General features: G+C 58.3%; 16 protein-coding genes. 7 read left to right on the forward strand and 9 right to left on the reverse strand.

Features of this window, described 5'->3' with window-relative positions:
• Positions 1 to 348: 348 nt before the first annotated feature.
• A complete protein-coding gene (gmd, locus tag AUC60_RS25305) occupies positions 349 to 1,380 on the forward strand; it encodes a GDP-mannose 4,6-dehydratase (protein WP_087274008.1) in 1,032 nt (343 codons plus the stop codon).
• Entirely contained in the window at positions 1,380 to 2,273 is an 894-nt protein-coding gene (locus AUC60_RS25310) for a GDP-mannose 4,6-dehydratase (protein WP_087274010.1), read from the forward strand. The genes gmd and AUC60_RS25310 overlap by 1 nt, the downstream gene beginning before the upstream one ends.
• A gap of 258 nt (positions 2,274 to 2,531) precedes the next feature.
• Here AUC60_RS25310 and AUC60_RS25315 read toward each other — a convergent pair whose 3' ends face one another.
• From AUC60_RS25315 to AUC60_RS25325, 3 genes are read right to left on the reverse strand one after another with little or no spacing between them, the layout of a single operon-like run.
• On the reverse strand, positions 2,532 to 3,746 hold the full coding sequence (locus AUC60_RS25315) for a cytochrome c (RefSeq protein ID WP_087274012.1): 1,215 nt from the start codon (positions 3,744 to 3,746) through the stop codon (positions 2,532 to 2,534).
• An 11-nt stretch (positions 3,747 to 3,757) separates the two neighbouring features.
• Entirely contained in the window at positions 3,758 to 5,950 is a 2,193-nt protein-coding gene (locus tag AUC60_RS25320) for a xanthine dehydrogenase family protein molybdopterin-binding subunit (protein ID WP_087274013.1), read from the reverse strand.
• An 11-nt stretch (positions 5,951 to 5,961) separates the two neighbouring features.
• Positions 5,962 to 6,414, reverse strand: coding sequence for a (2Fe-2S)-binding protein (locus AUC60_RS25325; protein WP_087274015.1), 453 nt, complete (start codon positions 6,412 to 6,414; stop codon positions 5,962 to 5,964).
• 654 nt (positions 6,415 to 7,068) lie between these two features.
• On the opposite strand from AUC60_RS25325, the gene AUC60_RS25330 reads away from it, so the two are divergent.
• From AUC60_RS25330 to AUC60_RS25345, 4 genes are all read left to right on the forward strand, one after another.
• Positions 7,069 to 7,920, forward strand: a complete 852-nt coding sequence (locus AUC60_RS25330; protein WP_087274017.1) for a sugar phosphate isomerase/epimerase family protein — start codon at positions 7,069 to 7,071, stop codon at positions 7,918 to 7,920.
• Between the two features lie 14 nt (positions 7,921 to 7,934).
• Positions 7,935 to 8,990 carry an isopenicillin N synthase family dioxygenase gene (locus AUC60_RS25335; RefSeq protein WP_087274019.1) on the forward strand — a complete coding sequence of 352 codons (1,056 nt, stop codon included), beginning with the start codon at positions 7,935 to 7,937 and terminating at the stop codon, positions 8,988 to 8,990.
• Positions 8,991 to 9,056: 66 nt separating this feature from the next.
• Entirely contained in the window at positions 9,057 to 9,860 is an 804-nt protein-coding gene (locus tag AUC60_RS25340; protein WP_087274021.1) for an ABC transporter substrate-binding protein, read from the forward strand.
• Between the two features lie 182 nt (positions 9,861 to 10,042).
• The gene (locus tag AUC60_RS25345; RefSeq protein ID WP_087274023.1) at positions 10,043 to 11,554 is read left to right on the forward strand and encodes an amino acid ABC transporter permease/ATP-binding protein; all 1,512 of its coding nucleotides are present in this window, start codon (positions 10,043 to 10,045) and stop codon (positions 11,552 to 11,554) included.
• A gap of 136 nt (positions 11,555 to 11,690) precedes the next feature.
• Here the strand turns inward: AUC60_RS25345 and AUC60_RS25350 are convergent, their stop codons facing one another.
• On the reverse strand, positions 11,691 to 13,103 hold the full coding sequence (locus tag AUC60_RS25350; protein WP_087274026.1) for a M20 family metallopeptidase: 1,413 nt from the start codon (positions 13,101 to 13,103) through the stop codon (positions 11,691 to 11,693).
• Positions 13,104 to 13,274: 171 nt separating this feature from the next.
• Here AUC60_RS25350 and AUC60_RS25355 point away from each other — a divergent pair, with 171 nt between their 5' ends.
• Positions 13,275 to 14,189, forward strand: a complete 915-nt coding sequence (locus tag AUC60_RS25355; protein WP_087274029.1) for a LysR family transcriptional regulator — start codon at positions 13,275 to 13,277, stop codon at positions 14,187 to 14,189.
• Here the strand turns inward: AUC60_RS25355 and AUC60_RS25360 are convergent.
• From AUC60_RS25360 to recC, 5 genes are all read right to left on the reverse strand, one after another.
• Positions 14,176 to 15,411, reverse strand: a complete 1,236-nt coding sequence (locus AUC60_RS25360; protein ID WP_238599640.1) for an OprD family porin — start codon at positions 15,409 to 15,411, stop codon at positions 14,176 to 14,178. The two genes, AUC60_RS25355 and AUC60_RS25360, sit on opposite strands and share 14 nt — an antisense overlap.
• A gap of 237 nt (positions 15,412 to 15,648) precedes the next feature.
• Complete coding sequence (locus tag AUC60_RS25365) at positions 15,649 to 16,941, reverse strand: MFS transporter (RefSeq protein ID WP_087274032.1); 1,293 nt, start codon at positions 16,939 to 16,941, stop codon at positions 15,649 to 15,651.
• Between the two features lie 338 nt (positions 16,942 to 17,279).
• Positions 17,280 to 19,376: an exodeoxyribonuclease V subunit alpha gene (gene recD / locus AUC60_RS25370; RefSeq protein WP_087274034.1), complete on the reverse strand. Its 2,097-nt coding sequence runs from the start codon at positions 19,374 to 19,376 to the stop codon at positions 17,280 to 17,282.
• Positions 19,373 to 23,086, reverse strand: coding sequence for an exodeoxyribonuclease V subunit beta (recB, locus tag AUC60_RS25375; protein ID WP_087274036.1), 3,714 nt, complete (start codon positions 23,084 to 23,086; stop codon positions 19,373 to 19,375). The genes recD and recB overlap by 4 nt, the downstream gene beginning before the upstream one ends.
• The gene (gene recC / locus AUC60_RS25380; protein WP_087274038.1) at positions 23,083 to 26,559 is read right to left on the reverse strand and encodes an exodeoxyribonuclease V subunit gamma; all 3,477 of its coding nucleotides are present in this window, start codon (positions 26,557 to 26,559) and stop codon (positions 23,083 to 23,085) included. The genes recB and recC overlap by 4 nt, the downstream gene beginning before the upstream one ends.
• Between the last annotated feature and the right edge of the window lie 410 nt (positions 26,560 to 26,969).

The raw sequence follows: 26,969 nt of genomic DNA on the forward strand, positions 1-26,969 counted from the left end.
TCGATGTGTTGAGTATTTCGGTTATCGGCAAGTGGTGAAAAGGGCTTAATGACCCTTGGTCAGATTTCACGCACTGCGCTACGCACCGCCAAATGCATGAAGTGGGTCCTCTTCACGCCGGCGACCTACTCCCATATGAATGAATAAAGCAGACTTTCTGTTCGTGTGCGTGTTTTTTACAAGATGTTGCGCGCGCCCTTTACTTGACCGTTGTGTCGTCTAGCATGTGAAGGGTCTCGCGCAACATCTCCCCCGCAGTATCAAGGATGGTCCAGCCATAGCGTTGCGGTCATGAGGATCCCAACCGGCGACCGCTCTATCCTCTTGAACGGAGTTGAAAGCCACCGTATGAAAGCAATCGTTACCGGCATCACAGGTCAGGATGGCGCTTACCTGAGCGAGTTGTTGCTCGAAAAGGGTTACACCGTCTATGGCACCTACCGCCGCACCAGCTCAGTCAATTTCTGGCGCATAAACGAGCTGGGAATCCAGAATCATCCCAATCTCCACTTGATCGAATATGACCTGACCGACCTGTCGGCCAGTATCCGCCTGTTGCAGAAAACCGAAGCCACGGAGATCTATAACCTGGCGGCACAAAGCTTTGTCGGGGTGTCCTTCGAGCAACCACTGACCACCGCAGAAATTACCGGCGTGGGCGTGGTCAATCTGCTTGAAGCCATTCGAATCGTTAACCCGAAGATTCGCTTCTACCAGGCTTCCACTTCCGAGATGTTCGGTAAGGTGCAGGCAATCCCGCAGATTGAAAGCACGCCGTTTTACCCGCGCAGCCCGTACGGCGTCGCCAAGCTTTATGCGCACTGGATGACCATCAACTACCGTGAGTCGTACGGTATTTTTGGCACCAGCGGCATCCTGTTCAACCATGAGTCGCCGCTGCGCGGGCTGGAGTTTGTGACGCGCAAGATCACCGACTCTGTGGCCAAGATCAAACTCGGCCAGCTGGACGCATTTTCTCTGGGCAACATGGACGCCAAGCGTGACTGGGGTTACTCCAAGGAATACGTCGAGGGCATGTGGCGCATGCTTCAGGCTGACGAACCGGACACGTTTATTCTCGCCACCAACCGCGTGGAGACCGTGCGCGACTTTGTCACCATGACGTTCAAGGCGGTGGGCATGAACATCGAGTGGAAAGGAACGGGCGAAGATGAACACGCAGTCGACACCGCAACGGGCAAGGTGCTGGTGACGGTCAACCCGAAATTTTATCGCCCGAACGAGGTCGAACTGCTCATCGGTGACCCGGCCAAAGCCAAGAAAATCCTCGGCTGGGAATCCAAAACCACGCTTGAGGAGCTATGCCGAATGATGGTTGAAGCGGATCTGCTACGTAATGAAAGAGGCATCAGCTTCTGATGAGTATTGCCGGCAAGCGCGTTTTGATCACGGGCATCCATGGGTTCACCGGGCGCTTCATGGCGGCCGAACTGGCGGCCCAGGGCTGCGAAGTCGTCGGCATAGGTCGCCAGCCTTCAAGCGAAGCCGGTTACCTCCAGGTTGATCTGGCCAACACCACAGAACTGCAAAAGCGCCTGACCGAAATCCAGCCCGACATTGTGGTGCACCTTGCCGCAGTGGCATTCGTCGGGCATGGCGTGGCGGATGCGTTTTATCAGGTCAACCTGATCGGCACTCGCAACCTGCTGCAAGCCATTGATGCTTGCGGGAAAACGCCGGAATGCGTACTGATCGCCAGCAGCGCCAATGTTTACGGCAATGCCTCCGAAGGGTTACTGGACGAAAAGACCCCCGCCGCCCCCGCCAATGATTACGCGGTCAGCAAGCTGGCCATGGAACACATGGCGCATCTTTGGCAATCTCGATTACCCATTGTGATCACTCGCCCGTTCAACTACACAGGCGTTGGTCAGGACGAAAACTTCCTGCTACCCAAAATCGTTTCTCACTTTCTGCGCAAAGCCGAGCGCATCGAGCTGGGCAATCTTGATGTATGGCGAGATTTCAGCGATGTACGCGCGGTGGTCAGTGCTTATCGGGGTTTGCTCGAGGCTCGCCCTATCGGGCAGACCATCAACGTCAGCTCAGGCGTCACTCACTCGCTTCGCGAAGTCATCGACATGTGCAGCGAAATCACCGGCCATCCAATCATCACCGAAGTGAACCCGGCGTTTGTCCGGGAGAACGAAGTGAAGACGTTGTGCGGGGATAACTCACGCCTGCGCGGGCTAGTGCCAGAGTGGCAGACACCGCCGTTGAAAGAGACGTTGCGGTGGATGTTGGAAGGCTGATGCACGTATCAACGGCCTTCAACATGTAGGACCGGCTTTAGCCGGGAGAGCGGTATTTCTGGTGAAAAGTATTTGGTGAATGTCCCGACGCCCTCCCGGCTAACGCCGGTCCTACGGAAAAGCGCAGATTTCTGTGGGAGCTGGGCTTGCCCGCGATAAGGCTGGCGCGATTCTCTTTAGATCGCGTCCAGCCTTATCGCGGGCAAGCCCAGCTCCCACAGAGGAGAGCATTTCAATTTAAACGATAAGCGCCGCCAATCAGTGCAACGAAGCCTCTCTCGATTTCGCTACATCCTCTGCCTTCACTTCCCCATTACTCTGCCCAAAACGACGCAGTACGAAGGTGCTGACTGCTGCCAGCTCGGTGTCGTTGTAGGCGCGGGCGAAGTCCGGCATGCGTTGATCGGCGCGGAGCGTGCCTTGGGTGTGGCCTTCCAGCAACGTTGCCATCAGGTTAGTGCCTGCCGGGTCGTTGACTGTTTTGAGGCCAATCAAGGTCGCGATTGCCGACTGATTACCCGTACCGTCCAGACGGTGGCAACCCACGCATGAATCGGTAAACACCTTGCTGCCCAAGCCTTTCTCAGCTTTGTCGTTGACCGCAACAGCCGGTCGCGGCACACCTTGGCTGCGAGCAGGCGTGGACTTGAGGTAAACAGCAATCGCGTTGACGTCTTCCGGCGTCAGGTAGCGCAGGCTGTGCTCGACTGCATCCGCCATCGGCCCGCCAGCACCGCCGTAACCCGGCGCATAACCTTTGGACAGATAGCTGACCAAGGCTTCCTGCGGCCAGGCACCGATCCCGTGTGTCGGGTCAGAGCTGATGTTGTAAGCACGCCAGTTGCCAATTTCACCACCGGCCAGGGATTTGCCGCTGCTCATGGCTTGGAAGATATTGCGCGGAGTATGGCATTCGCCACAGTGCCCCGGGCCTTGCACCAGATACGCGCCACGGTTCCATTCGGCAGACTGTTTGCTGTCCGGCACAAAACGTTCGTTACCGGCGAAGATCGCGTTCCAGAAGAACATGCCCCAACGCTGGTTGAACGGGAATGCGAGGTCATTCTCCTTCGGCTTCTGGCTGATCGGTTCAAGACTGAACAGATAAGCCTTGATCGCCAGAATGTCCTCGCGCGGCATCAGCGTGTAAGAGGTGTACGGGAAGGCCGGGTAGTAATGCTTGCCGTCCTTGCCAACACCCTTTTGCAAAGCGCTGACAAACTCGTCGTCGGTCCAGTTACCAATCCCGGTTTCTTTATCGGGGGTGATGTTCGGCGAATACAGCGTGCCAAACGGCAGCTTGAATTCCAGACCGCCCGCATAGGGTTTGCCGCCCGGGGTGACGTGACACGCCACGCAATCCGCCGCACGAGTCAGGTACTCGCCTTTGCTGATAAGGCTTTGATCAGCAGCCTGAGCCGTCAGCGCAAAGCTTGTACCCAACACCGCGAGCGCATAATTCAACGTTTTCATAACAGCGCTCCTCAAAGAGTGAAATAGCCAAAGCGGCTCAGTGGCAGACGACGCTCGCGTACTTTCGACGCAGCGAACACAGCGTTGACCAGCGCTGCAGCAGCAGGCACTGCGCCGGTCTCACCGACACCACCGGGGCTTTCTTCACTCTTGGTCACATGCACCTCCACAGGCGGTGCATCACTCATGCGGATCTGCCGATAGGCGTGGAAGTTGGTCTGAACCACCTGGCCTTTCTCGATGAGGATTTCGTTGAACAGCGCAGCCGACAGGCCGAACAATGTGCCGCCTTCCATCTGCGATTCGACAGACCGTGGGTTGGTGGCAAAGCCGCAATCCACGACTGTGATCAAACGCTTGATCCGCAGGCCTTTGTTAGCCTGCACTTCCAGCTCGACGATGGTCGCCACGAAGCTGCCAAACACCGCGCTGACCGCAACGCCACGACCGTGGCCGGCGGGCAACGGCGTTTTCCAGTCGGCGATCTCTGCAGCTTTCTTCAGCACTGCCTGGGCGCGGGGTTGCTCCTGCATCAGGCTCAGGCGGTATTCAACCGGATCAATTTTGGCGTTGTGCGCCAGCTCGTCGATGAAGCTTTCAACGGCGTAAGTGCTGCGCAACGGGCCCACGCCACGCCACCACGAAACCGGAATCACGTCCGGGTCCTGGCGGATATAGCGCACTTGCAGGCTGTCGAGTTTGTAGACCGGATCGATGGCCACTTCGACGGCGTCAGCATCCACCCCGCTTTCCGGCAACTTGCCGACGTAGGCAGCCATCACTGAAGCGCCTGCGATTCGATGTTCCCAACCGACAGGCTTGCCATCCTTACCCAGCGCCGCATTCATGCGGTCCACGTAATGCGGTCGGTACTTGTCGTGGGTCATGTCTTCTTCACGGCTCCAGATCAACTTGATCGGGTAGCTGAGCTGCCGGGCGATGTCCACGGCCTGGAAGATAAAGTCCGACTCCAGACGACGACCGAAGCCGCCGCCGATGAGCTGGTTGTGTATAACGACTTTATCCACAGGCAGACCGGCGACCTTGGCCGCGCCCATTTGCGCAAAGCCAGGGGCCTGACAACCCACCCAAAGCTCGCACATATCAGGGCGAACATGGGCAACACAGGTCATGGGTTCCAGCGGCGAGTGAGACAGGAACGGCTGCTGGTACACGGCTTCGAACTGACTTGAAGCGTTTTTCAGCGCCGCGCCGATATCACCGGTCTGCTTGGCGAACACGCCGTCTTTGGAACTGGCATCCAGCAGGTCTTTGTCCAGTTGCGCAGAGTCAATCGAGGCATGCGGACCGAAGTCCCATTCGATTTCCAGCGCCTTGAGCGCTTGCTGGCAAGACCAGAAATTGGTCGCAGTGACGGCGACGGCATTCTCCAGACGGATCACGTCGCGAACACCGGGGACTTTGCGCGCAGCGTCGTCTTTCACGCTGCGCAGCTTTCCGCCATGGACCGGGCAAGTCAGCGACGAAGCGATCAGCATGTCGGGGATTTTCACGTCGATGGTGAACTGCGCCGAACCGTTGACCTTGTGCGGCGTGTCCAGACGCTGCGCCGAGGTGCCCAGCAATTTGAAGTCGGCGATAGCCTTGAGCGGCACGTCCTTGGGAACCGGGAGCGCAGCGGCAGCTTCTACCAGTTCGCCATAGGCCAGCGTCTTGCCGTTCGGGCCCAGTACCTTGCCGTTTTCGGCACGGCACAGGCTTGGCGCCACGTTCCAGCGAATGGCTGCGGCTTCGATCAGCAAAACACGCGCGGTCGCGCCAGCTTTGCGCAGAGGCTCCCAGGTGTAACGGGTCGATGACGAACCGCCGGTGGCCTGGAATTGCAGAATGTTGTCGGTGTAGAGCGCCGCGTCGGGCGGCGACTCTTCGATCCTGACCGAGCTGAGCGGGACTTCCAGCTCTTCGGCAACCATCATCGCGATACCGGTCTGAACACCCTGACCCATTTCGATTTTCGGCGAGATCAAGGTGACTTGACCGTCGAGGGCTACGCGCACAAAGGCACCAAAACCCGGCGAGGCTTTGTCACCCAGACGGGCAGCGCTGACCGCTTCGGCCGCCATGCTGCGTGTGGCCATCGGTGGCAGCCAGGTGCCGATGACCAGCCCTCCCAGCGAAAGCGCGCCACCCTTGAGCAGCCCGCGACGTGACACCGTCGCAGCAGATCCTTTTACTTCTGACATGGTGTCTTCCTTCAGGCCTGACTGACGCTTTTGATGGCGGCACGAATCCGAGTGTAGGTCGCGCAACGGCACAGATTCCCGGCCATGGCCTCGGTAATCTGCTCCTCGTTGGCGTCCGGATGCGCCTGCAGCAGCGCCACGGCAGACATGATCTGCCCCGGCTGGCAGTAACCGCACTGCACGACTTCATGGGCGAGCCAGGCTTTTTGTACTTCCTGACCGACCGGCAATTGGTCGACACCTTCAATGGTGGTGATTTTGCGACCGGCCACAGCGCTGACCGGCAATACGCAGGAGCGCACCGCCTGACCGTCCAGATGCACGGTGCACACACCACACTGGGCAATGCCGCAGCCATATTTGGTACCCGTCAGGCCCAGCACATCGCGCAGGACCCAGAGCAGTGGCATGTCTTCAGCGACATCCAGCTCATGCTCCTGGCCATTGATCAGTAGTGTTTGCATCGTAAAACCCCTGGCATTCATCACGGTTAACCGCTGATGCGTCGGGTTGGCGACGCTGGTCCACAGCGGTTTCGGTTGTGTACGTTTTTTCTGTGATCACCCGGAACGTTGCCGAGTGATTTAAAAGTAGCGTGCCTATGACAATCCCGGAGCGATTAATCCGGTTGGCAGAAACAAAAAATAGAGAAGGTGGTATGGCAGACGCTCTTCGGCGTGATTTGCGCAATACCTTGACGAGGATCGTCAGCAATACGGTCGTGCGCGAATAGTACGCTTGTGCTGGCACAGGACGACATGCCTAGAACTCCGGGGTTCGTGCCTGATTCCATGCATTTCAAGATAACCGGCCTGAATGTGATCGCTTGTGGGCGATTCGCAAGCTGACGTGGGACCGGCTTTAGCCGGGAAGGCGGTATTTCTGACGATGAAGATGTACTGAATGTACCGGCCTCTTCCCGGCTGAAGCCGGTCCCACGTCATCAGTGAATCCTGTAAGAGATTCTATGCTCGCCCACGTCAGTGATTCCTGTGGGAGCCGCTGATACTTCACAAATCTCTGAACTATCGATTTGAGCTTTCCTATTCTTCTCGCTCATCACGCCCACCTAAGATCAGGCCGCGCCACTTGCTTGAGCAATCTTTTGAGGTCGATCGATGAAGCTGGAAATATTCCGCACCCTCTGGGGCTATACCGCGAGCAAAACCCAGGCTCTGGAAGAACTGCTTGAAGCCGGGTTCGACGGCATGGAAGCTCGCCTGCCCTTGAGCGCGGCAGAACGCGCTGAGTTCGCGGCCTTCTTGCGGGCCAATCAGGTGGGTTATATCAGCACGGTCTTTACCGCTTACGACGTGCTGCCGGAACAGTCAGCCACGGTCACCGAACACCTTACGGATCTGGACAAAAAACTGGGCTGGGCCAGTGAGCTGTCGCCGCGCTTCGTTAACGTACTGGCCGGTAATGACCGCTGGCAGTTGCCGCAACAAGTGGAGTTCTTCGGTCAGGCCATGGAACTGGCGCGCAAGCACGGCCAGTTATGCACCTTCGAAACTCATCGTTCGCGCTCGCTGTTCAATCCGTGGGTAACTCTTGAACTGATTCGGCAGTTGCCGGACCTGCGTTTTACCAGCGACATCAGCCACTGGATCGTGACCTGCGAGCGTCTGCTCAATGATCCGGAAGACGACCTGAGCGCTTTCGTTGAGCGCGTCCATCACATTCAGGCCCGGGTCGGCTACGACCAGGGCCCGCAAGTACCGCATCCCGCCGCACCGGAATACGCAAAAGAACTGGCTTTCCATCAGCAACACTGGGAAGCGATCTGGCGCTCGCAGCAGGAGCGCGGCTATCAAGTCACCACGCTAACACCAGAGTTCGGTGCCGATGGCTACTTGCATCATCTGCCCTTCACCAATGTCCCGGTGGCCGATTTGTGGTCGTTGAACACCTGGATGGGCCAGACCGAACGCGAACACTTCCAGCGCTTCACCCAATCCAACCGCCGCTAATGGAGCCTGTTGTCATGCCGGAACATTCTCAAGCCATCGCCAACTTCAACAGCATTCCGGTGGTGGACATCGCTGGTCTGTTCAGTCCCGATATTGCCCAGCGTCAGGCGGTGGCCGAAGACCTCGGCAAAGCGGCGCGGGAAGTCGGTTTTCTGTACATCAAGAATCACGGCATTGATCAGCAGTTGATCGATGGCTTGCGTCAGGCGGCCAAGGATCTTTTCGCCCAGTCGCTGGATTACAAGATGCAGCATTACATCGGCACGTCGCGCAGCCATAAAGGCTTCGTGCCGGAAGGCGAAGAGGTTTATGCCAAAGGCAAACCGGACCATAAAGAAGCCTTCGATATCGGCTTTGAAGTGGGTGATGAAGACCCGTTGGTGATCGCTAAAACCCCGCTGATCGGCGCCAACGAATGGCCGGACCTGCCGGGCTTCAAGCCTGCCGTGCAAGCCTATTACGCTGCCGTGTTCGCCTTGGGTCGGCGGCTGTTCGATGGCTTCGCCCTGGCACTCGGACTGGAAGAGGGTTACTTCGACGCGATGGTCACTCGGCCGCCTTCCAAGCTACGCCTGATTCACTACCCCTTCGACGACGCTGCACAAGACGCGCCCGGTATTGGTGCGCATACCGATTATGAGTGCTTCACGATCTTGCTGGCCGACAAACCCGGCCTGGAAGTAATGAACGATCTGGGCCAATGGATCGACGCGCCGCCTGTGGATGATGCGTTTGTGGTGAATATCGGCGACATGCTGGAGGTGATGACCGCTGGTACGTTCGTTGCAACGGCCCATCGGGTCAGAACCGTCAGCGAAGAACGCTATTCGTTTCCACTGTTCTACGCCTGCGATTTTCATACGCAAATCAAACCGTTGCCGCAGTTCGCCAAGGCCGGCGCACAGGATTACGAGGAGATCACCATCGGCGAACATATGTTCGGCCAGGCACTGCAAACCTATCAGTACCTGCGTAAAAAAGTGGAGAACGGCGAACTGAAGCTTTATGAAAAAGCCCGCAAGCCTTCGAGTTTTGGCCATTTGAAAAACCAGGCGTCAGAACCGCTCTGACTAGCCCGAATACCCTTTTCCCAACCCTGACGTGCCTTACCTTTCTCTACTTTGGAGTCCTCGACGATGCGCAATAAAAAGAACATTGCTGTCCGCTTGACCGTGCTTGCCGCCGCCGTGTTCGGCGCGACGCTGGCACACGCCGCCACTACCGTGACACCGGGCGTGTTCAAAGTGGGGATGGAGATCACCTATCCACCGTTCGAGTCTTATGACGAGAAGAAAAACGTCGTTGGCTCCGATCCAGAGCTGGCGCACATGCTCGCCAAGCACATGAACCTCAAGGCGGACTTCGTCGACACCAAGTTCTCCAGCCTGATCCTCAGCTTGAACTCGGGTCACTACGACGCGATCATCTCGGGCATGTACATCACGCCAGAACGTCAGACTCAGGCACAAACCATTGCCTATGCCAAAACCGGCGCAGCGATCATGGTCCTCAAGGACAGCAAAGTTAAACCTAAGGTGCCGGAAGACCTCTGCGGCCTGAAAGTCGGATTGGAAAAAGGCACGACCTGGGTTGCCCAGTTCAACAAGCTGTCAGTGGATTACTGCGTGCCGAACAACAAAGGCGCGATCTCGGTCAGCGAGTTCCCGTCGGCCCCTGAAGTGACTCAGGCGCTGCTGTCGGGCAATGTCCAGGCACAAGTGGAAATTGACGGCGCAGCCGGCATGATCGCCGAACGCACCAAAGGCCGCGTGGTGGTCAGCACTGAGCATTCGATCTATCAGCAGACCCTGGGCATCTACGTGAAGAAGGGTAACGAGGAGCTGTATCAAGCGCTGCTCAAAGCCTTCGACGAGACCAAAAAATCCGGTGAATACGACGCGCTGCTGAAGAAATACAACCTGGAAGCGCCGGGTAATTAATTCACAGCATAACCCTGGGGGAGCGATGACGTGGGACCGGCTTTAGCCGGGAGAGGCCAGTACATTCAAGACATCTGCATCGTCAGGAATGCCGCTTTCCCGGCTAAAGCCGGTCCCACGTCAGCTTGCAGGCAAACATAGAATCTCCCACAGCGATCTGCGCTAATCAGGATGCGGTGTACATGCAATTCGAATGGGCTTACTTTTTTTCTCTGTTCTCGATGGTGGACTTCTGGAAGTCCTGCATCACCGTTATTCAGCTCAGTGCTCTGGGCTGGTTTATCGGCATGCTGCTGGGATTTCTGCTGGCTTCGGCCAAGCTGTCGGCGTCGCGCTGGATCCGTATTCCGGCGTCGATTTATATCTGGTTCTTCCGCAGCGTCCCGCTGTTGGTGCTGGTGGTGTTCATCTACAACCTGCCGCAGATGCTGCCGTTTACTCGCGACCTGTTCTCCGACCCGTTCTATTCAGGCCTGTTTGCGCTGGTGGTCACGGAAGCGGCGTACATGGCGGAGATCCATCGCGGCGGGCTGATTTCCGTGGCCAAAGGTCAGAAGGAAGCCGGGCGCGCGCTGGGTATTGGTGTGCTGGGCATGCAGCGTTTGATCGTGATTCCGCAGGCATTCCGTATCTCGCTGCCAACGCTGATCAACGAATACATTACCGTGGTCAAACTCACTTCGATCATCTCGGTCATTTCCCTGACCGAACTGCTGACCGTGGGACAACGCCTGTACGCGCAAAACTTTCTGGTCATGGAAACGCTGTCAGCCGTGGCCGTGTATTACGTGATGATCGTCACCGTGTTCGGTTGGCTTTTTCACTGGCTGGAACAGCATCTGGAACTGAACAACCGCAAGCCGCAAACCCTGGACGACGCCAGCGTGCAACAACTGCGCGCCAGTCTCCCGGCCGCCGTTTCGAAAACGGCTGCCCCTGTTGAAAGTGGTCTTGCGCCAGCGCTGCAACTGCACACGATTCATAAAAGTTACGGCAAACATGAAGTGCTCAAGGGCATCAATCTGGACGTGGCTGTGGGTCAGGTGATTTCCATCATTGGCCCGTCAGGCTCGGGCAAGACTTCGTTGATTCGCACCGTCAACGGCCTGGAAAGCATTGATGACGGCGAGATCATTCTGTTCGGCGAGAGCTTCATTCACGCAGGCGACAAGCCGAACAATCCGCAGATTCGGCGCGGGGTGCAGCGCATCGGTATGGTGTTCCAGAACTTCAACCTGTTCCCGCACCGGACGATCCTCGACAACGTCACCCTCGCTCCGCGTTATCACGACCGGGACCGGGTGATCAGCGAACAGCGCGCTTACGCATTGCTGGACAAGGTCGGCCTGCTAGCTCATGCACACAAGTATCCGCACCAGTTGTCCGGCGGTCAGCAACAGCGCGTCGCCATCGCCCGCGCCCTGGCAATGGATCCGCAGATCATGCTGTTCGACGAACCGACTTCGGCACTCGACCCTGAGCTGGTGGGGGATGTGTTGAAGGTCATCAGCGACCTGGCAAAGGAAGGCATGACCATGCTGATCGTTACCCATGAAATGGACTTCGCCATGTCCATTTCAGACCGGGTGATTTTCATGGAGAACGGCGTGGTCCAGGCCGATGCCGGACCGCAGACCATTCGCGCCGGTCAGGCAGGGGAACGGGTGATGCAGTTTATGGGGCTGGATCGTTAATACACGCCCCCTTGTGGGAGCTGGGCTTGCCCGCGATAAGGCCGACGCGGTCCACAACAGAACCGCGTCGCCTGTATCGCGGGCAAGCCCGGCTCCCACAAGGGCTTCGTGCGCCCGTGCAAATAAAGAGTGTCTGTCAGACCTTCAGCATCTTCGCGGGCGCCTCGCCCAGATCCCAGAACAACCCGGTCGCGGCTTTCAAGCCTTGCTCCACAACACTCTCGAGCAGATGTTCATCCGGCGCGTGCTGTTTGCAGGATGGATAGGAGTGCGGCAGCCAGACCGTCGGCAAGCCCAATACATCAGCGAAACAGTGGTTGGGAATCGTCCCGCCCAGGTTCGGCAAAATGCTCACCGGTTCACCCAGACTCTGACTCACCGACTGCTGCACAAAGCCAACCCACGGATGACGCGGATCAAGACGCGTCGCGGCATAGCCGCCCTCGACGTTGATCTGCACGTCTTCAAAGCCATGCTGATTCAGATGCTGGCGCAGGTTGCTTTCCAGCGATTGCCAGTCAGTGCCGTCGACAAAGCGTAACTGGCACACCGCTTCGGCCCGCCCTGGAATCGCACCGATCACCTTGACCGTGCTGCCGGATGACAAACCTACTATTTCCAGCGTGTTGCAGCCGAACAGTTTTTCGCCCGTGGTCAGGCCCGGCTCTCCCCAGTTCGGATTGAGCTGCGGGTCAAAGCTTTCGCCACCCACTGGCAGATCACGAATCAGCGCCGACACGTATTCCGGCATGGGTGCCGGACGCAGGCATTGCGCGAGTAGTTCGCCCTGAGCAGAAACCAGCGATGACAAGGCATGACCCAGCACGATGGCCGGGTTAGTAATAATCCCGCCCCAATTGCCCGAATGGCGGCTGCCGTTGCCGGTGTCCAGCGTCAGGCGGAACTGGCAGACGCCACGAGAGCCGAGGAACAACGTCGGCAGATCGTGCCTGATTCGCGGGCCATCGGAGGCCAGAAACAGGTCGGCGGCCAGCTCTTCTGCGTTGTCACGGCAGGCTTGTTCAAGACCCGGCGAACCGACCTCTTCACTCATCTCGAAAATGATTTTCAGGTTGTAGCCGAGTTTGCCTTCGCGCGCCTGCAACACCGCTTCGAACGCGGCCAGGTTGATACTGTGCTGGCCCTTGTTGTCTGCTGTACCGCGACCATAAATGCGCCCGTCCTTGATGCTCAATTGCCAAGGGGCAGTGCCTTCCTGCCAGAGCTCATCCTGGCCGCTGGTGACGTCGCCATGGCCGTAAGTCAGCAAGGTCAGCAATGCCGGGTCCTCGATTCGCTGGGCGAACATCAACGGTGGTTTGCCGCTGTGGGGGTTTTCGACAAAGCGGCAGGTGAAACCCAGCCGAACCAGCAACGGTTGCAGCTCGACCAGTAAATAGTCACGCAGCGGTTGCGCGCACTCAGGGTTCTGGCTCTCGGTACGTTGCGCGACGCGGCGGCTCAGGGTCTGAGTAAACGCGCCGGAATTCAGGTTGTGAACGGCCAGCTCAATGGCGTGCTCTCGGGTATGCAGGGAGGTTGAAGACATCAGGATTACCTTTCACGGGGCCTTTGAGTCGCGCTAAAAGCAGCTCGACCAGCAATGAAATCAAGGGTAACGTTGCCGCCTGACTTGCAACAATTATCAAGTTTGCAAGCTATCCTTGCCTTTAGAACAAACCAGATCTGCACAGCGATGAGGCAGGAATGGGGAGCTGATATGCATGATCTGCCGCTGCGTTATTTCCACAGTGTGGCCCGGACCGGTTCGTTATCGGCAGCGGCCGAAGAACTTCACGTTGCGGTGTCTGCGGTCAGCCGCCAGATCAGCAACCTTGAAGAAACCCTCGGTTTGCAGTTGTTCGAACGCAAGCCACGCGGCATGCAACTGACCGAGCCGGGTGAACTGCTGCTGGCCTATGCCACGCGCAACATGCTGGAAGTGAAAAACGTGATCGCCGAAATGCGCGGCGTAAACACCTTGCAGCAGCACCGGATTGTGCTCGCCTGCCCGGAAGGGATGGCGTGGGAATTTTTACCGAGGGTCACCGCAGAGTTTCGTAACTTCCACCCTGGCGCGAGTTTCGATGTGCACGTGGTAGACGCAGCCCGCGCATCGCAACTGGTCAAGGAAGGTTCGGTGGACATCGCCCTGACCTTCAGCCTGACATCGACCCAAGGCGTGGAAATCTCCTTGAGCTGCGACTCCCCTATCAGCGCTCTCATGCCTGCCAGCCACCCGCTCGCCGCCCGTGAGTCCCTTGAAGTGAAGGACCTGCGAGATTGTCCACTGGCCCTGCCCTATACAGGCTCGACCCTGCGCTATCTGTTCGATATCGCCTGTCACTTGCAGGGCATCAACATCGTGCCCGCCTACACCAGTCAATCGTTGGGCACGATCTATAGCGTGGTGCGCTACTCACAGGATGTGATTGCGCTGTGCGGCACCGTCACCGTCAGTGGCTCCACCGCTCGTGACAATCTGGTGCTGGTGCCTATGAGCGACCCGCAGTTACGCCAGCGCAGCCTGCAAGTGCAGATCATGGCCGGGCGCAAACTGCCAGTGTTGGTCCGTTACTTTCTGAGCTTTCTGGAAGAACAGTTGGTGACGGCGAGCACCATTACCAAAGGCTGACGGTGTACGTGAGAATCATCCGGTTTTCTTCGTATTGCGACGTGTCGCGAACGTTTACGCCGATATTCATCCAGGTCGCGCCGAAGCCTTTGAGCGGGCCGTCCTGGACGACATAGCTGAGTATCGAAGTGCGCTCAGTCTCGTGGCTTTGCTGACCCAGATTGATGCCGTTGCCTTCCATCCAGCGCGCCATCCACTTCAGGCCAGGCACTCCCATTGCGGCGAAATCGTAGTCGTAGCGCACTTGCCAGGAACGCTCATCCGGTTTGACGAAGCCGAGCGCCGACCAGTTGATCAGATACGGCGCAGGCGCGTAGCTGTTAAAGGTCGGGAACGTATCCAGCCCCAGCATGCGCTGATAACCCGCGCCAAAGGTATGCCCACCCTTGAGCAGGCTGAACATCGCGCCATAGGTGCGGTTATCGACACGCCCCGATAGCGCCTGCCCTTCTTCTTTGCTGTTGTAGTAACGCACATCCGTCTTGAGTGCATAACCGTCGCCCAACGGCATTTTGTGAGCGACGCCCACATAATGCTGACGGTAGATGTCTTCAAGCTGAGCGTAGAAATAAGTGCCGGTCAGATTCGGCGTGAAGGCATAGCTGGCACCGGCGAAGTTCAAACCGTCACTGCTTTGATTCGGCGTGTCGCCCCATAGGTAAAGGTCTTCAGTGTTGGAGGATTCGCGCCCGGCAATGCTCCAGAAATGTCCGGCCGTGAGGGTCAGATCCTTGATCTCTTTGGACTCCAGCAGCGCCCCCTGATAAGAGGTCACCAGTTGCCGCGTCGGGTCGTAGGAAACCACCGGTAAATTGGGACGTTGCTCGCCAATACGCAGTTCGGTGTTCGAGTAGCGAATTTTCGCCGTCGCGTTCGCCCGGCTGTAATCGTGAACCGGACTACCATCGGTTTGCACCGGTAACACCCCGTCCGGCGAACGGTCCTTACTGCCGTCGATGCGATAGGCGAATTGGCTGCCGACATCCAGCCCGAACTGCACCGGGCCATCGGTATAGCCAGACTTGAACTGTAAATCAAAACCCTGTGACCAACTGCCAGTACGCGACTTGGGCGCATTTTCCTGCTTGAAATCGCGATCCACATAAAAGTTGCGCAGCCCCAGCGTGAGGTGACTGTCATCAACGAAATCAGCCTGCGCCGTACCGATTGCACAGACGCTTACGGTCGCAGCCACTGCCCACTTCATTCGCAAATCCAACATAGCCCGCTCCGGTAAAACTGTAGTTATTGGCCTCGTGGCCGTGACTGGCAGTCAAACAAATGGATCTGGCACAGTTCATCGCCAGATCGGGCAAAGCACGAACATGTCTGGCATGTTTCTAGATGGGGTGAAGCGTCGTCCTAGAGCGCACGAGTACTACGAAGCTGCGATGGCGCTTTACCTGATACATCGCCATCGTGGCCTCGCGGCGCTCGTGCGCTCCCTCGGCGGCCGTGATCAGGCCAGTTTCAGCTGTCGACGGATTGCCAACAGGGTGACCAGGCTGAGCACACCGGTGACGAGCAGGTAGTAACTCGGCGCAAGGTTGTTGCCGCTGGCACTGATCAGCCACGCGATGATGAAGGGCGTGAAGCTGCCGAACACCGTGGTACCGATGTTGTAGCTCAGGGCCATGCCGGTGGCGCGGACCTGGGTAGGAAACAACTCGGACATCAAGGCAGGCAGGCCACCGAAGTAGATCGCCTTGAGAATGCTCATCCAGAACAGTACCGCCAACAAAACCAGCAACGTCGGGTTGGCTGCCAGCCAGGAAAACGCCGGATAGATGCTGAGGATGAAGATCACCGATGCGCCGAGCATGATCCGGGTACGACCAAACACGTCGGACAGATGACCAATGAACGGTGTCAGGATGGTCAGCACCAGCCCGCTGAGCAGCGTGCCCGCGAAACCGATGGATGCGCTCAGGCCCAGCTGTTTGACGGCATAGGTCGGCATATAAATGATCACGTAGGTGGCCGACGTCGACAGCACCAGCGCGCCTACGGCGAGCAGCATGCGGTACTTGTGCGCCTTGAACAGCTCGCCCACAGGCGCATGACTGCGCTCGCTTTCCTTGAACTCCCCGGCCTCTTCGATGTGACGGCGGATGTACAGGCCGACCGGACCGATCATCAAGCCGAACAGAAATGGAATGCGCCAGCCCCAGGATTCGAGCTGGTCCACCGTCAACGTCGTAGTGAGCAACAAGCCGAAGCCTGAAGCGAGCAAACCACTGATGCCCTGGCTGGCAAACATGAAGCTGGAAAGCAGCCCTTTGCGCTCCGGGGCATGCTCCACCAGCAAGGCCGTAGCACTGCCGAACTCACCGCCCGCAGAAAACCCTTGAATCAGGCGCGCCAGGAATATCCCGATGGGTGCCCAGATACCGATAGCCGCGTAGGTCGGCATGATCGCAATCAGCAGCGTACCGAGCATCATCAGCCAGATCGACACGAGCATCGCCGACTTGCGTCCGACACGGTCTGCGTAGGAGCCCAACACCGCTGCGCCCAAGGGGCGAATCATGTAGGAGATTGCAAACGTGCCGAGCGCCAACAGTAACGAGACCGTCTCGTCAGCGGCGGGGAAAAACAGTTTGGAGATGGTGATGGCGAAGAAGCCATAAACGACCAGATCGAACCATTCCAGAGCATTGCCAATCGACGAAGCAATCACCAGTTTGTAAAGCTTGCCCCTGGACATCGACGGTGTCGCGGGGGACTGGGCCGCTGCGTGCGCAGTTGTCATGCATGGTTCTCCAACTCGTCAAAGAATGGGTCTGTCCCCCTGACGAGGTGGCTGACCTTTGACGTGATGGTAGGGGCGCAGCACCTTTCCCACAATTATGCATTTCAGAACATTTCATTGCTTTAGGCGCAAAGCTTGGGTGCAACATTTTGGCTTTTTTGAGCGTTATTGGTGCTCTGAATGAGTAATACATCCCTGCCTGCAAACTGATATCAGACGTGGGACCGGCTTTAGCCGGGAAAGCGATATTTCTCACGACACATATCTAGTGACTGTGAGGATCTATTCCCGGCTGAAGCCGGTCTCACGTCATCATTGCGCCAGGTTTTTATGGTTTTTTAAAGCTCCAGCATCAACCCACTCAGACGCTTCACCTTGCGTCGCAATGCTTCTTCGAACACGCCCTTGCGGGGCTCGATCAAACTGAACCAGTTTTTGGCGCGGGTAATGCCGGTGTAGATCAGCTCTTTGGTGAGCACCGGGTTCAACGCTTCAGGCAGGATCAGCGCAGTATGGGCGAACTCCGAGCCTTGGGATTTGTGTACGGTCATGGCATACACCGTTTCCACGTCGTTAAGCCGACTCGGCAAAACGAAGCGCACCCCACCGCTACCGTCGTTACGCGGGAAGGCCACGCGCAATACCTGTTTGCCCGCTTCCGGACCGTCGCGCTCGGGCAGGCGCAAGGCGATGCCGATGTCGCCGTTCATCAAGCCAAGCCCGTAATCATTGCGGGTCATCAACACCGGACGACCTTCGTACCAATGCTGATCGCTTTCAATCAGCCGGGCTTCGTACAGCGCGCTGGTAATACGCCGGTTCAGCCCCTCAACACCCCAAGGCCCTTTGCGCACAGCGCACAACAACTGAAACGCATCGAATGCATCCAGCACCGCCCGCGCCCAATGGCCCCAACGCTCGTCTTCCAGCGTGGCATCCTGTGGCGGACGCTGCGCAACCATCACGCCCAGATAGTGCCGATAGCCCTGCGGACCTTTCGGGCCCTGGCCGAGCCCTTCGAGCAGCAGACGTTCCAGTGAACGGTCCTGCTCATTCTTGAGGGCCAATGCGTGCAAATCAGCGTGGCTGCGAGCGGCCAATAAAGCCCGGGCTTCGGTGGACTGCTGCTGATTGACTAGCCGCGCCAGTTGCCCGATACCACTGCCTTCACCAAAGCGCCGCGAGTAACGCAACATCGCCACTTGCTGAGCCAGCGGATGCTGTTGCTCATCGCCTTGCTGCAAACCGGCACGATTCAAGTCTTCGCCGCTGATTGCTTCCAGCCAGCGCTGGGTTTGCGGGCTGTACAAGCCGGCTTCAGCATCACGGCACAAATCACCCAGCACCGCGCCCGCCTCAACGGAGGCCAACTGATCCTTGTCACCCAGCAGCACCATGCGCGCATGCGGCGGCAGGGCTTCCAAAAGATTGGCCATCATTTCCAGGTCGATCATCGACGCTTCGTCCACCACCAACACATCCAGTGGCAGTAGATTTCCAGCGTGATGACGAAAGTGCCGCGTGCCCGGACGGCTGCCCAACAGGCGATGGACCGTGGTCACTTCAGCAGGGATTTTCTGCCGCACGTCGTCACTGACCGTCAGGCTCTGCACTTGCTGACTGATGGACTCAGTCAAACGCGCCGCCGCTTTACCGGTGGGTGCAGCCAGACGAATCCGCAACGGCTGACCGGCCTGTACAGCCGGGGCCTGCAACAACGCGAGCAAGCGCACAACCGTGGTGGTTTTGCCGGTGCCCGGCCCGCCGGTAATGATGCTGAATGCACCACGAGTCGCCAGCGCACACGCCAGTTTCTGCCAGTCGATCAGCGCATCCGGCGTACTGCTCGGCGGGAACAGCGCGTTCAAACGCTGGGCGAGGTCGTCGGAAACGGCCTCCTGCTGTGCCAGCCGCTGACGCAATATCGCGCCGATGCGCCGTTCGTACGTCCAGTAGCGGCGCAAGTACAAACGCCGATCAGACAACACCAACGGTTTGCTGCTCGCACTTTCACTGTGGTCATCCCCGCGGGCAACCAGCGTGCTGTTCAGCAGTGCCTGGCACCATGCGTCGCCATCCAGCGCCACCAGTAACTGCGACGGCAGCAGCATCGGGCCGCTTTGCACATCCCCTTCAGGAGGCAATGACAAGGCAAAGTCCGGTTCTTTGAGGGTTTCGTACAGATCCAGGCACACATGGCCGTGGCCGAGTTGGTGGCTGGTCAATGCAGCGGCCAGCAGCACCAGCGAATCGGCGGACGGATCCAGCTCACTGAGGAACGCGACGAAAGCCTTATCCAGCGCCCGCAACCAACCGCGCTCAACCCAACGTTCAAGTAGCAACAGCAGATCGCGAACGTTGGACAGCGGCGCGAGGTCAGCCAGGCTTTGCGCATCCAGCGGGGTGGGCAGCAGTTCAGCGAATGAGCGACTCATGCGGGTTCTCCGGTCAGGACGAACTCTTCAGTCACTGACTTGCCTTGAAACAGTAGATCCAGCCCTTCAATCAGCTCGCGAGGCGGCCGGGTAAACCAGGCTCCTTGGCTGGTCGAAAAAGCACCGCGCAGGAACACATACAGCGCGCCGCCCATGTGCTGGTCGTAGTCGTAATCAGCGAGCCGCGCCTTGAGCTGACGATGCAGAGCCAGCAAATAGAGCACGTATTGCAGGTCGTATCGGTTGTCCAGAATTGCGCTGGTCATCGCGTCCTGGGTGTAGCTTTCGTCGTCCGGACCGAGCCAGTTGGATTTGTAATCCGCCACGTAATAGCGACCTTCGTGTTCGAACGTCAGGTCGATAAAACCCTTGAACATGCCATTGAGAGACACGGTTTCAGTTGCCGCACGCGGCGCGTTGTCGTGGGTGTAGCGACGCACCAGAGCGTCCATCTGCGCGACGTTGACCTTGTGGCAGGCGAACCAAAATTCCATTTCGATGCGGTACTGATTGGGCTGGTCCATCGCCCCTAGAGAAATCGGCGTACTGTCGCCGGCCAGCGACAACGGTAGATTCAGAACCTGTGTCAGCCAGCCGGTCAGCGTGTCGATCCAGCCTTCCCAACCGCGCCGGTTACAGCGCCGAGCCACAGCATCCTTGAGCTGTTTTGGGTCGCTGACAGCCTTGGCAAAACTTTCATTGCCCGCCCATTCCAACAAACCATGGAGGAAGGTGCCGGGATTAGGGCCGCGTGGAAAACGGTGGATATCACCGCCGCTGACCAGCACCTCACGGGGCGCTTCGGGGTCGAGACGTTCGTCATCGAACAGCTTTTGCGCTTGTGGGCTGTCCGGTGATTCGTCGCTGTCGCTCCCCGCGGTGATCGTGTCGCCGATGCGCAATGCGCTGTAGGAGGCGATCCACCAATTTTCGGCAGCGCGGCGTTTAGGCATGCGCGGCTTGAGCAACGTGGCTTCGTTGCGTGGCGGGCTGAAGGTTTCTGCAGTCACGGCAGGCACGTCTTCGACGCTGATCCCGTCGCAGCCTTCGCCCAGATCACGCAGCCATGAGGCCAGGCCAGCCGACTCGGCCAACGGCATGCCGCCACCCAACAGATAACCCAATGCCGAGCGGTGCAACATCGAGCTGCTGGTATTACCGCGTTTGAGATCAGCGACACCCAGCCAGCAGGCATATTCGGCGCGGGTCAGGGCTACATAAAGCAAGCGCAGGTCTTCGGCCAGACGCTCGTTATCAGACTGTTCGATCAGCGCAGCGGTAGGTTTGAGACTGACTTGCGCACGACCGTTTTCATCATGGAAATGCAGGGGCAGGCGTGTGCCATCCACCGGTTTGCTGGAGCAAATGAACGGCAGGAACACTAGCGGATACTGCAAGCCTTTGGACTTGTGGATGGTCACGACCTTGACCAGTTGCTCATCACTTTCCAGACGCAAAATCTGTTCTTCACCGGCCTGACCAGACAGCGCCAGATGCTCGCCCAGATGGCGGATCAAGGCCTGCTCGCCATCCAGTTCGGCAGCGGCTTGTTGCAGCAATTCGGACAGGTGCAGCAAGTTGGTCAGGACACGCTCACCATCACTGCGGGTGATCAGGGTCTGCGGTAAATGGAAGTCGTGCAGCAAGCGACGCAGCATCGGCAGCACACCCTGATTGCGCCAGATCAGGTGATAACCGCGGAACTGCATGACCCGCGCTTCCCACGCCAATTCGTCCTGATTGAGGCGCTCCAGTTCTGTCAGCGGCAATGCCAGCGTGATGCACGCCAACGCAGCGCGCAGGGTGCGTTCGGAATCGGGCTCGGCGCAGGCCTTGAGCCAGGCCAATACATCGTGAGCTTCCTGGGCGGCGAACACTGAGTCCTTGTCGGACAGGTAAACACTGCGCACGCCACGGGCCGACAATTCGCCGCGCACCGCCTGGGCTTCTTTGCCGTCACGCACCAGAATCGCGATGTCGGCAGGCAATAGTCCTTTCAGGTCTTTATCCGCAGCCGCAAAACCGGCGCGACCCTGTTGCCCCGCGTTGAGCAGTCGAACGATTTCACTGGCGCAACTGGCCGCGAGTTGCTGGCGATAGGCGACGCCGGAGACAGGCTGTTCGCTCGCCAGGTGCCAGACATTCAGAGCAGCCAGCGGTGTGCCATCGATTTGCAGCGAGTCTTTGCGGCCTTGAGAAAGCGCACCGGCAAACGGTACGTCATTCTTGTCACCTTCGCGGAACAGGAAGGCACCACGCCCTTCTGGACGCTGCTCGGCGCGCAGGAACACATGGTTGACCGCTTCGACCATGGAGTGGCTGGAACGGTAGTTGGTGTCCAGCGTATGCCAGCGACCATACGTGGCCTGACGTGCACGCAAGTAGGTGTAGATGTCGGCGCCACGGAACGCGTAGATCGCTTGCTTGGGATCGCCGATCAGGAACAGTCCGGTTTCGCTGTCGTTTTCTTCAAGGCGATAAATGCTCTCGAAAATCCGGTACTGCACCGGGTCTGTGTCCTGGAACTCATCGATCAAGGCGACCGGAAACTGTTCGCGAATCAAGGTTGCCAAGCGCTCGCCGCCTGAGCTTTGCAGCGCGGCGTCGAGCCTGAGCAGCATGTCGTCAAAGCCCATTTCGGCGCGGCGGCGCTTTTCGGCTTCGAAGCGCATGCCGACCCAATGTGCGGCATGTTCGAGCACTGCCGCATCGGGCGTGGGCAAGGTATCAAGGGCGACTTTGAGTTCGACCATTGCCTCGAAAGCGGGATGCGAAGGCGGATTGCTCTTCCATGCTTCGGCGATACCGTCTGGGGTCAGCCGGGTAAAGCCGGTGCCCAGATCAAGTTCTTCCAGTTCCTCATCAGCCGCCCAAGCGGTGAGTTTTTCAAACCATGGCCGGAAATAGCGCTCCTGCATCTTGCGCCCATCGACAACCTTACACGCCACGCCGTCGATACAGATGGCATGCAGCTCGGCAGCCCAGTTAGTCCATGGTGATTTAAGTGCCTTGAGCGCCTCGCGACGTTGTTGCAAGGATGCAGCGATCAACTCAGCAGGGTCTTGGTTTGGAATTGCCCGGTCGCTGCCAAACAGGCTGCGCACCCGAGGCAATAAGGCGGCCGGGCCACTCCAGTTGGCGCGGACCCAGTTCAGGGCGTCGCCACTCATTGGGTAGCAGAACAGGCGCCAGTAATCGCGCAGCACTTCGCCAAGCAAATCGCTGTGATCCGTTTCCAGGGTCTGGGTGAACAGGCTGCCGCTGTCGAAAGCATGTTCGCGGAGCATGCGCTGGCACCAACTGTGGATCGTGGATACAGCAGCTTCGTCCATCCATTGCGCAGCGATGTCCAGACGACTGGCGCAGGCTTGCCATTGCTCGGGCGTGAATTGCTCGCGCAGCTCGTTGATCAGCTCATCAGGTGCGCTTATTTCTTCGCGAAAGAAGCGTGCCGCTTCGGCCAGCCGGATCCGAATCCGGTCGCGCAGTTCTTTGGTCGCGGCATCGGTGAAGGTCACGACGAGGATTTGCGGCGGCAGCAGTTCACGGCCAAAGCCGGCGACATCACCCCCATGGCCGAGAACCAGACGCACATAAAGCGCCGAAATGGTGAAGGTCTTTCCGGTACCGGCGCTGGCTTCAATCAGTTGGCTGCCACGCAGCGGGAAACGCAGGGCCAGGGATGCGGTGTGCTGTTGGGCGTCAGTCATGCGCTGGCTCCTTCACTTTGCCAAGGCGCGTCGAAAATCGGTTTGTAGAGCGCATCGCACCAGCCCACGAACTCTTCGCTGTCGATCAAGGCGTCGAAATCCGGAAACTGTCGAGCCAGCGCAGTGCTTTCACGTCGCTCGCCATCAGTAGTTTGTCCGTCGCCTTCGTAGGCTTTGCGTGCTGCGGCTTCGGCTTTGCTTTCGTCGCTCTGAGCGAGCCAGGCGAAAGCGGTTTTAACGGCCACCGGCAATGGACGCTGCATGCCGGTTAGCCAAGCGGTGAGCAGGTCATTCAGTGAGTTGGCGGCGAGAGTTTTGTCCAGCGGATCCAGCAACAAGGTTTCATCACTGGCCACCAATGCAGTGCTGAGCGGCAGCCCACAAGCGCAGCCCACCAGATGCAGAACCCACGGACGAATCAACCGATGCCATTTGCGGTTTTTCTTCGACCCAATGGAGTTGGGAATAGCCGTGATCAGCAAGTACTCGCCTTGAGCGTTGGCATGCAAACCACCCAGCCAGCCTTCCAGTCGCACGCCTTGATGGGCGTAGCTGACCGGCAGCGCACTGCTCAGCGCTTCAGGCCATTTATGCAGCAGGCTCTGATAGCGCTGTAGCAAATCCGGCAGTGGCTCGATCAGCTCTTCTCGCAAGCTGGTGCCGAAACCCGCCATGGGTAACAGGCCGCTGCCCTGCAGTTTTAACGCTTGTGCCTGCAGCGCTTCGTCAATGTCTTGCGAGCCAGTAAGCGCGGCGTTAAGCAGGCTGTCGCTCAGGCTGTAGCGCTCAAGGGCGTCGAGCACAAACGGCTCCTCGTCAGCCAAAGGGGCTTCGGCCACTTCGAAGTAGATCTTCAAGCGCTGGCTGAAGAAGTGTTTGACCGGGTTTCGGAGGAAGTCCTGAAGTTGAGCCAGATTCAGGGGTTCATCTTGCTCGTGAGCAGAGAGTGGCGTTGCTATCGGCACGGCGACATTGGTTTCGTGCAGGACCTGCCATTCACGGGCGAAGCTGAAGAAGCCGGTGTTCTCGTGAAAGTACTGCGCGCTGAACGGCTGAAGTGGATGTTCGAGGGTCATTGCGTGGAGAAGCTGCTGGCCAGGATCGCGCTTTTTGCTGTCCATGGGGGCTTCGGCGTTTTGGAGCGTCCAGCCTGCGGCCAAGTGATCACGCAGTTGGCCGATCAATACGGAAGGTGGTCGCTCACTGTTGTCACGAATGCTACGGCCCACCCAACTGATGTACAGCTGATCTCGTGCCGAAAGCAGTGCTTCGAGCAAGAGATAACGGTCGTCTTCTCGGCGTGAACGATCACCTGGGCGGTAATCGCTGCCCATCAAGTCAAAGTCCAACGGTGGCTGTGCCCGGGGGTAATCGCCGTCGTTCATGCCGAGCAGACAAACCAGCTTGAATGGAATGGCGCGCATGGGCATCAGGGTGCAGAAGTTGACCGAGCCAGCGAGAAAACGTTGGGACAAACGGCCTTGGTCCAGTCCGGCCAGCCATGCTTCGCGTACTACGGTCAGTGGCAGTTCGTCTTGCAGACCAACCGACTCACACGTCTCCAGCCAGGTCTCGCGCAGTTGCTCCAGTTGAGCGAGCAGGTAATCGTCATGCTCGCTGTCAGCCTGAAAGAATAGCTGTATCAGCGCTTGCAGGCGGATGCCCCACTCTGTTGCAACCGCAGGCGAGGACAGCTCGTTGTGGGCAACCTGCAGCGCGTCGATCAACGCCACTAACGGACCGATCAAAGCCGCGTCCAGACCACCGATTTCGTCATAGGGCTCGATGCCGTCACAAGCCGATCCGGCACCGACCGCATAGCCGAGCAACATACGGCGTAATCCGAAATGCCAGCTGTTCTGCTCCAATGCTGCGGGCAAGCCGAGCCCTTCCCGCTGCTCGGCATTCAGCCCCCAGCGGACACCGGCACCTTCGATCCAGCGATGCAGGGTCGGCAGGTCGCGTTCCTTGATTTTGAAACGGGCGCGCAGTGCAGGAACATCCAGCAGATCGAGGATTTCGCTGACCGGGAAACGACTGTCCGGAATCTTCAGCAAGTGCTCGACGGCGATCAGCAAAGGCTCGCGACCGCGCTGCCCCTGGTCAGCAAGGGTGAATGGGATAAAGCGGCGGTCTTCGCGATCAATCTGACCAAATACAGCGCGAATGTGCGGCGCGTAGCTGTCGATGTCCGGGACCATGACGATCACATCGCGAGGACGTAGATCCGGGTCTTTGCTGAAGCGTGCAAGTAATTGGTCGTGCAGAATCTCGACTTCACGCTGGGCACTGTGGGCGACGTGAAAGCGGATTGAGCGGTCTTGCAGCGGGTCGACAGCGGGCCAGACTTCCCGGGTTTCATCAAGCGGCCGTAGCTCAAGAATATCGTCCTGTAGCTGGTTGAGAATGGTATGCGGATCACTCTCGCTGAACAGATCTATGCGCCCATCTTTGAACGCAGAACGATAGCTACCGGGATCATCGTGGCTGTCGAGCAGATTGATGTAATCGCGACCTTGCTTACCCCACGCAGCCAGTAGCGGATGAGCGTGTTGGTGCAAAGCCTGTGGATCGAGTACGACAGGCATTCCAGTTTTACGGGCCTGACGTTTGTACTGATGCCGCAGCAAATCCTTGTCGGCGACGATGTCGGCCCAGTGGTGGCGACAGGGGTTGTGAACACAGAGCAGCACCTGGCTGAACCTGGCCAGACCAGCCAATGCTTCCAGTGCCTGAGCGGGCAGAGAAGAAATGCCGAAGACGATGACCCGCGCGGGTAGATCCGCCGGGGCCTCACTCATGTGGGTGATGCGTTCTATAAAGCGTTGGTGCACACCCGCTCGGCTTTGGGCCATGCCTTCGGTGCCGACATCCAGGAGCAATGCACGCCACAATTCTGCCTGCCAGCAATTTGCCGGGGTGAGCGCTTTGGCTTCGCCTCTGACGTTACGTAATTGGTGACGACCTGCAGCCCAGTCTTCCAGCCAGTCAGCGCGGTACACCTGATACTGGTCGAACAGGTCGGCCAGGCGTTCAGACAGCTGATAGCGCTTGCGCAGATCAGTATCGTTGGTCAGGAAGCGCCGTAACGGCTCGAAGTGTGGCTGGTCGATCAAGGCAGGCAGCAGGCGCATCAGGCGCCAGGTCAGCGGCGCCTTGTCCAATAGTGACGCGGCCGGAATTTCATCCTTACCCAATACCAATCGATACAACTGCCACATGAAACTGCCAGGCAGTTGGACGTCGATGGCTGCCGCAATTCCGCAGCCGCCCAGATCGTCGTCTTCTGCATCTTCAGCCAGGGCCAGCTTCAGCCATTGGGCGATGCCGTTGCTCTGCACCAAGGCGATTTCGTTTTCCAGAGGTGAGAGCGGATAACGACGCATCCAGGACACAACCAGACTGCGCAGGTCATCCAGGCGATTGCCATGAACCACCATGAAACCGGCGCTGAGAGAGGTTGTAACGGGCATGGATGCTTCCTTGGCTGGATAATTCGGTGCGAAAAAACTGTAGCCGAACCTTAAAGCAAAACGGAGGGGGTGGAGGAGGGAATTTGCTGGGGCATTGGCGGTAATTGCTTGGCAGGATTTTGTAATGGGATGGACATGCCCGCAAGCTTAATCCCGTAGAAGATCGCCCTATGTCCCTGACACCGCTCGGTCTTGCGGCAAACACTGACCTGTAGGAGCTCACGAGCTCCGCGAGGCAGCGAAGGCGCCCTGCCTGCAACACCGCTATCGCGGCCTCGCGGTGCTCGTGCGCTCCTACAGAAAAGCACTCCAGGTCAGATAGTTATTCGTTGCCTGATAAGAGCGAATTACTTCTAAGGGGTCGTACCTGCCTTCCTAATGAATTCGGTCCCACTGGATCGCGGAGAACC

The organism is Pseudomonas caspiana, from assembly GCF_002158995.1.
Lineage (GTDB): Bacteria > Pseudomonadota > Gammaproteobacteria > Pseudomonadales > Pseudomonadaceae > Aquipseudomonas > Aquipseudomonas caspiana.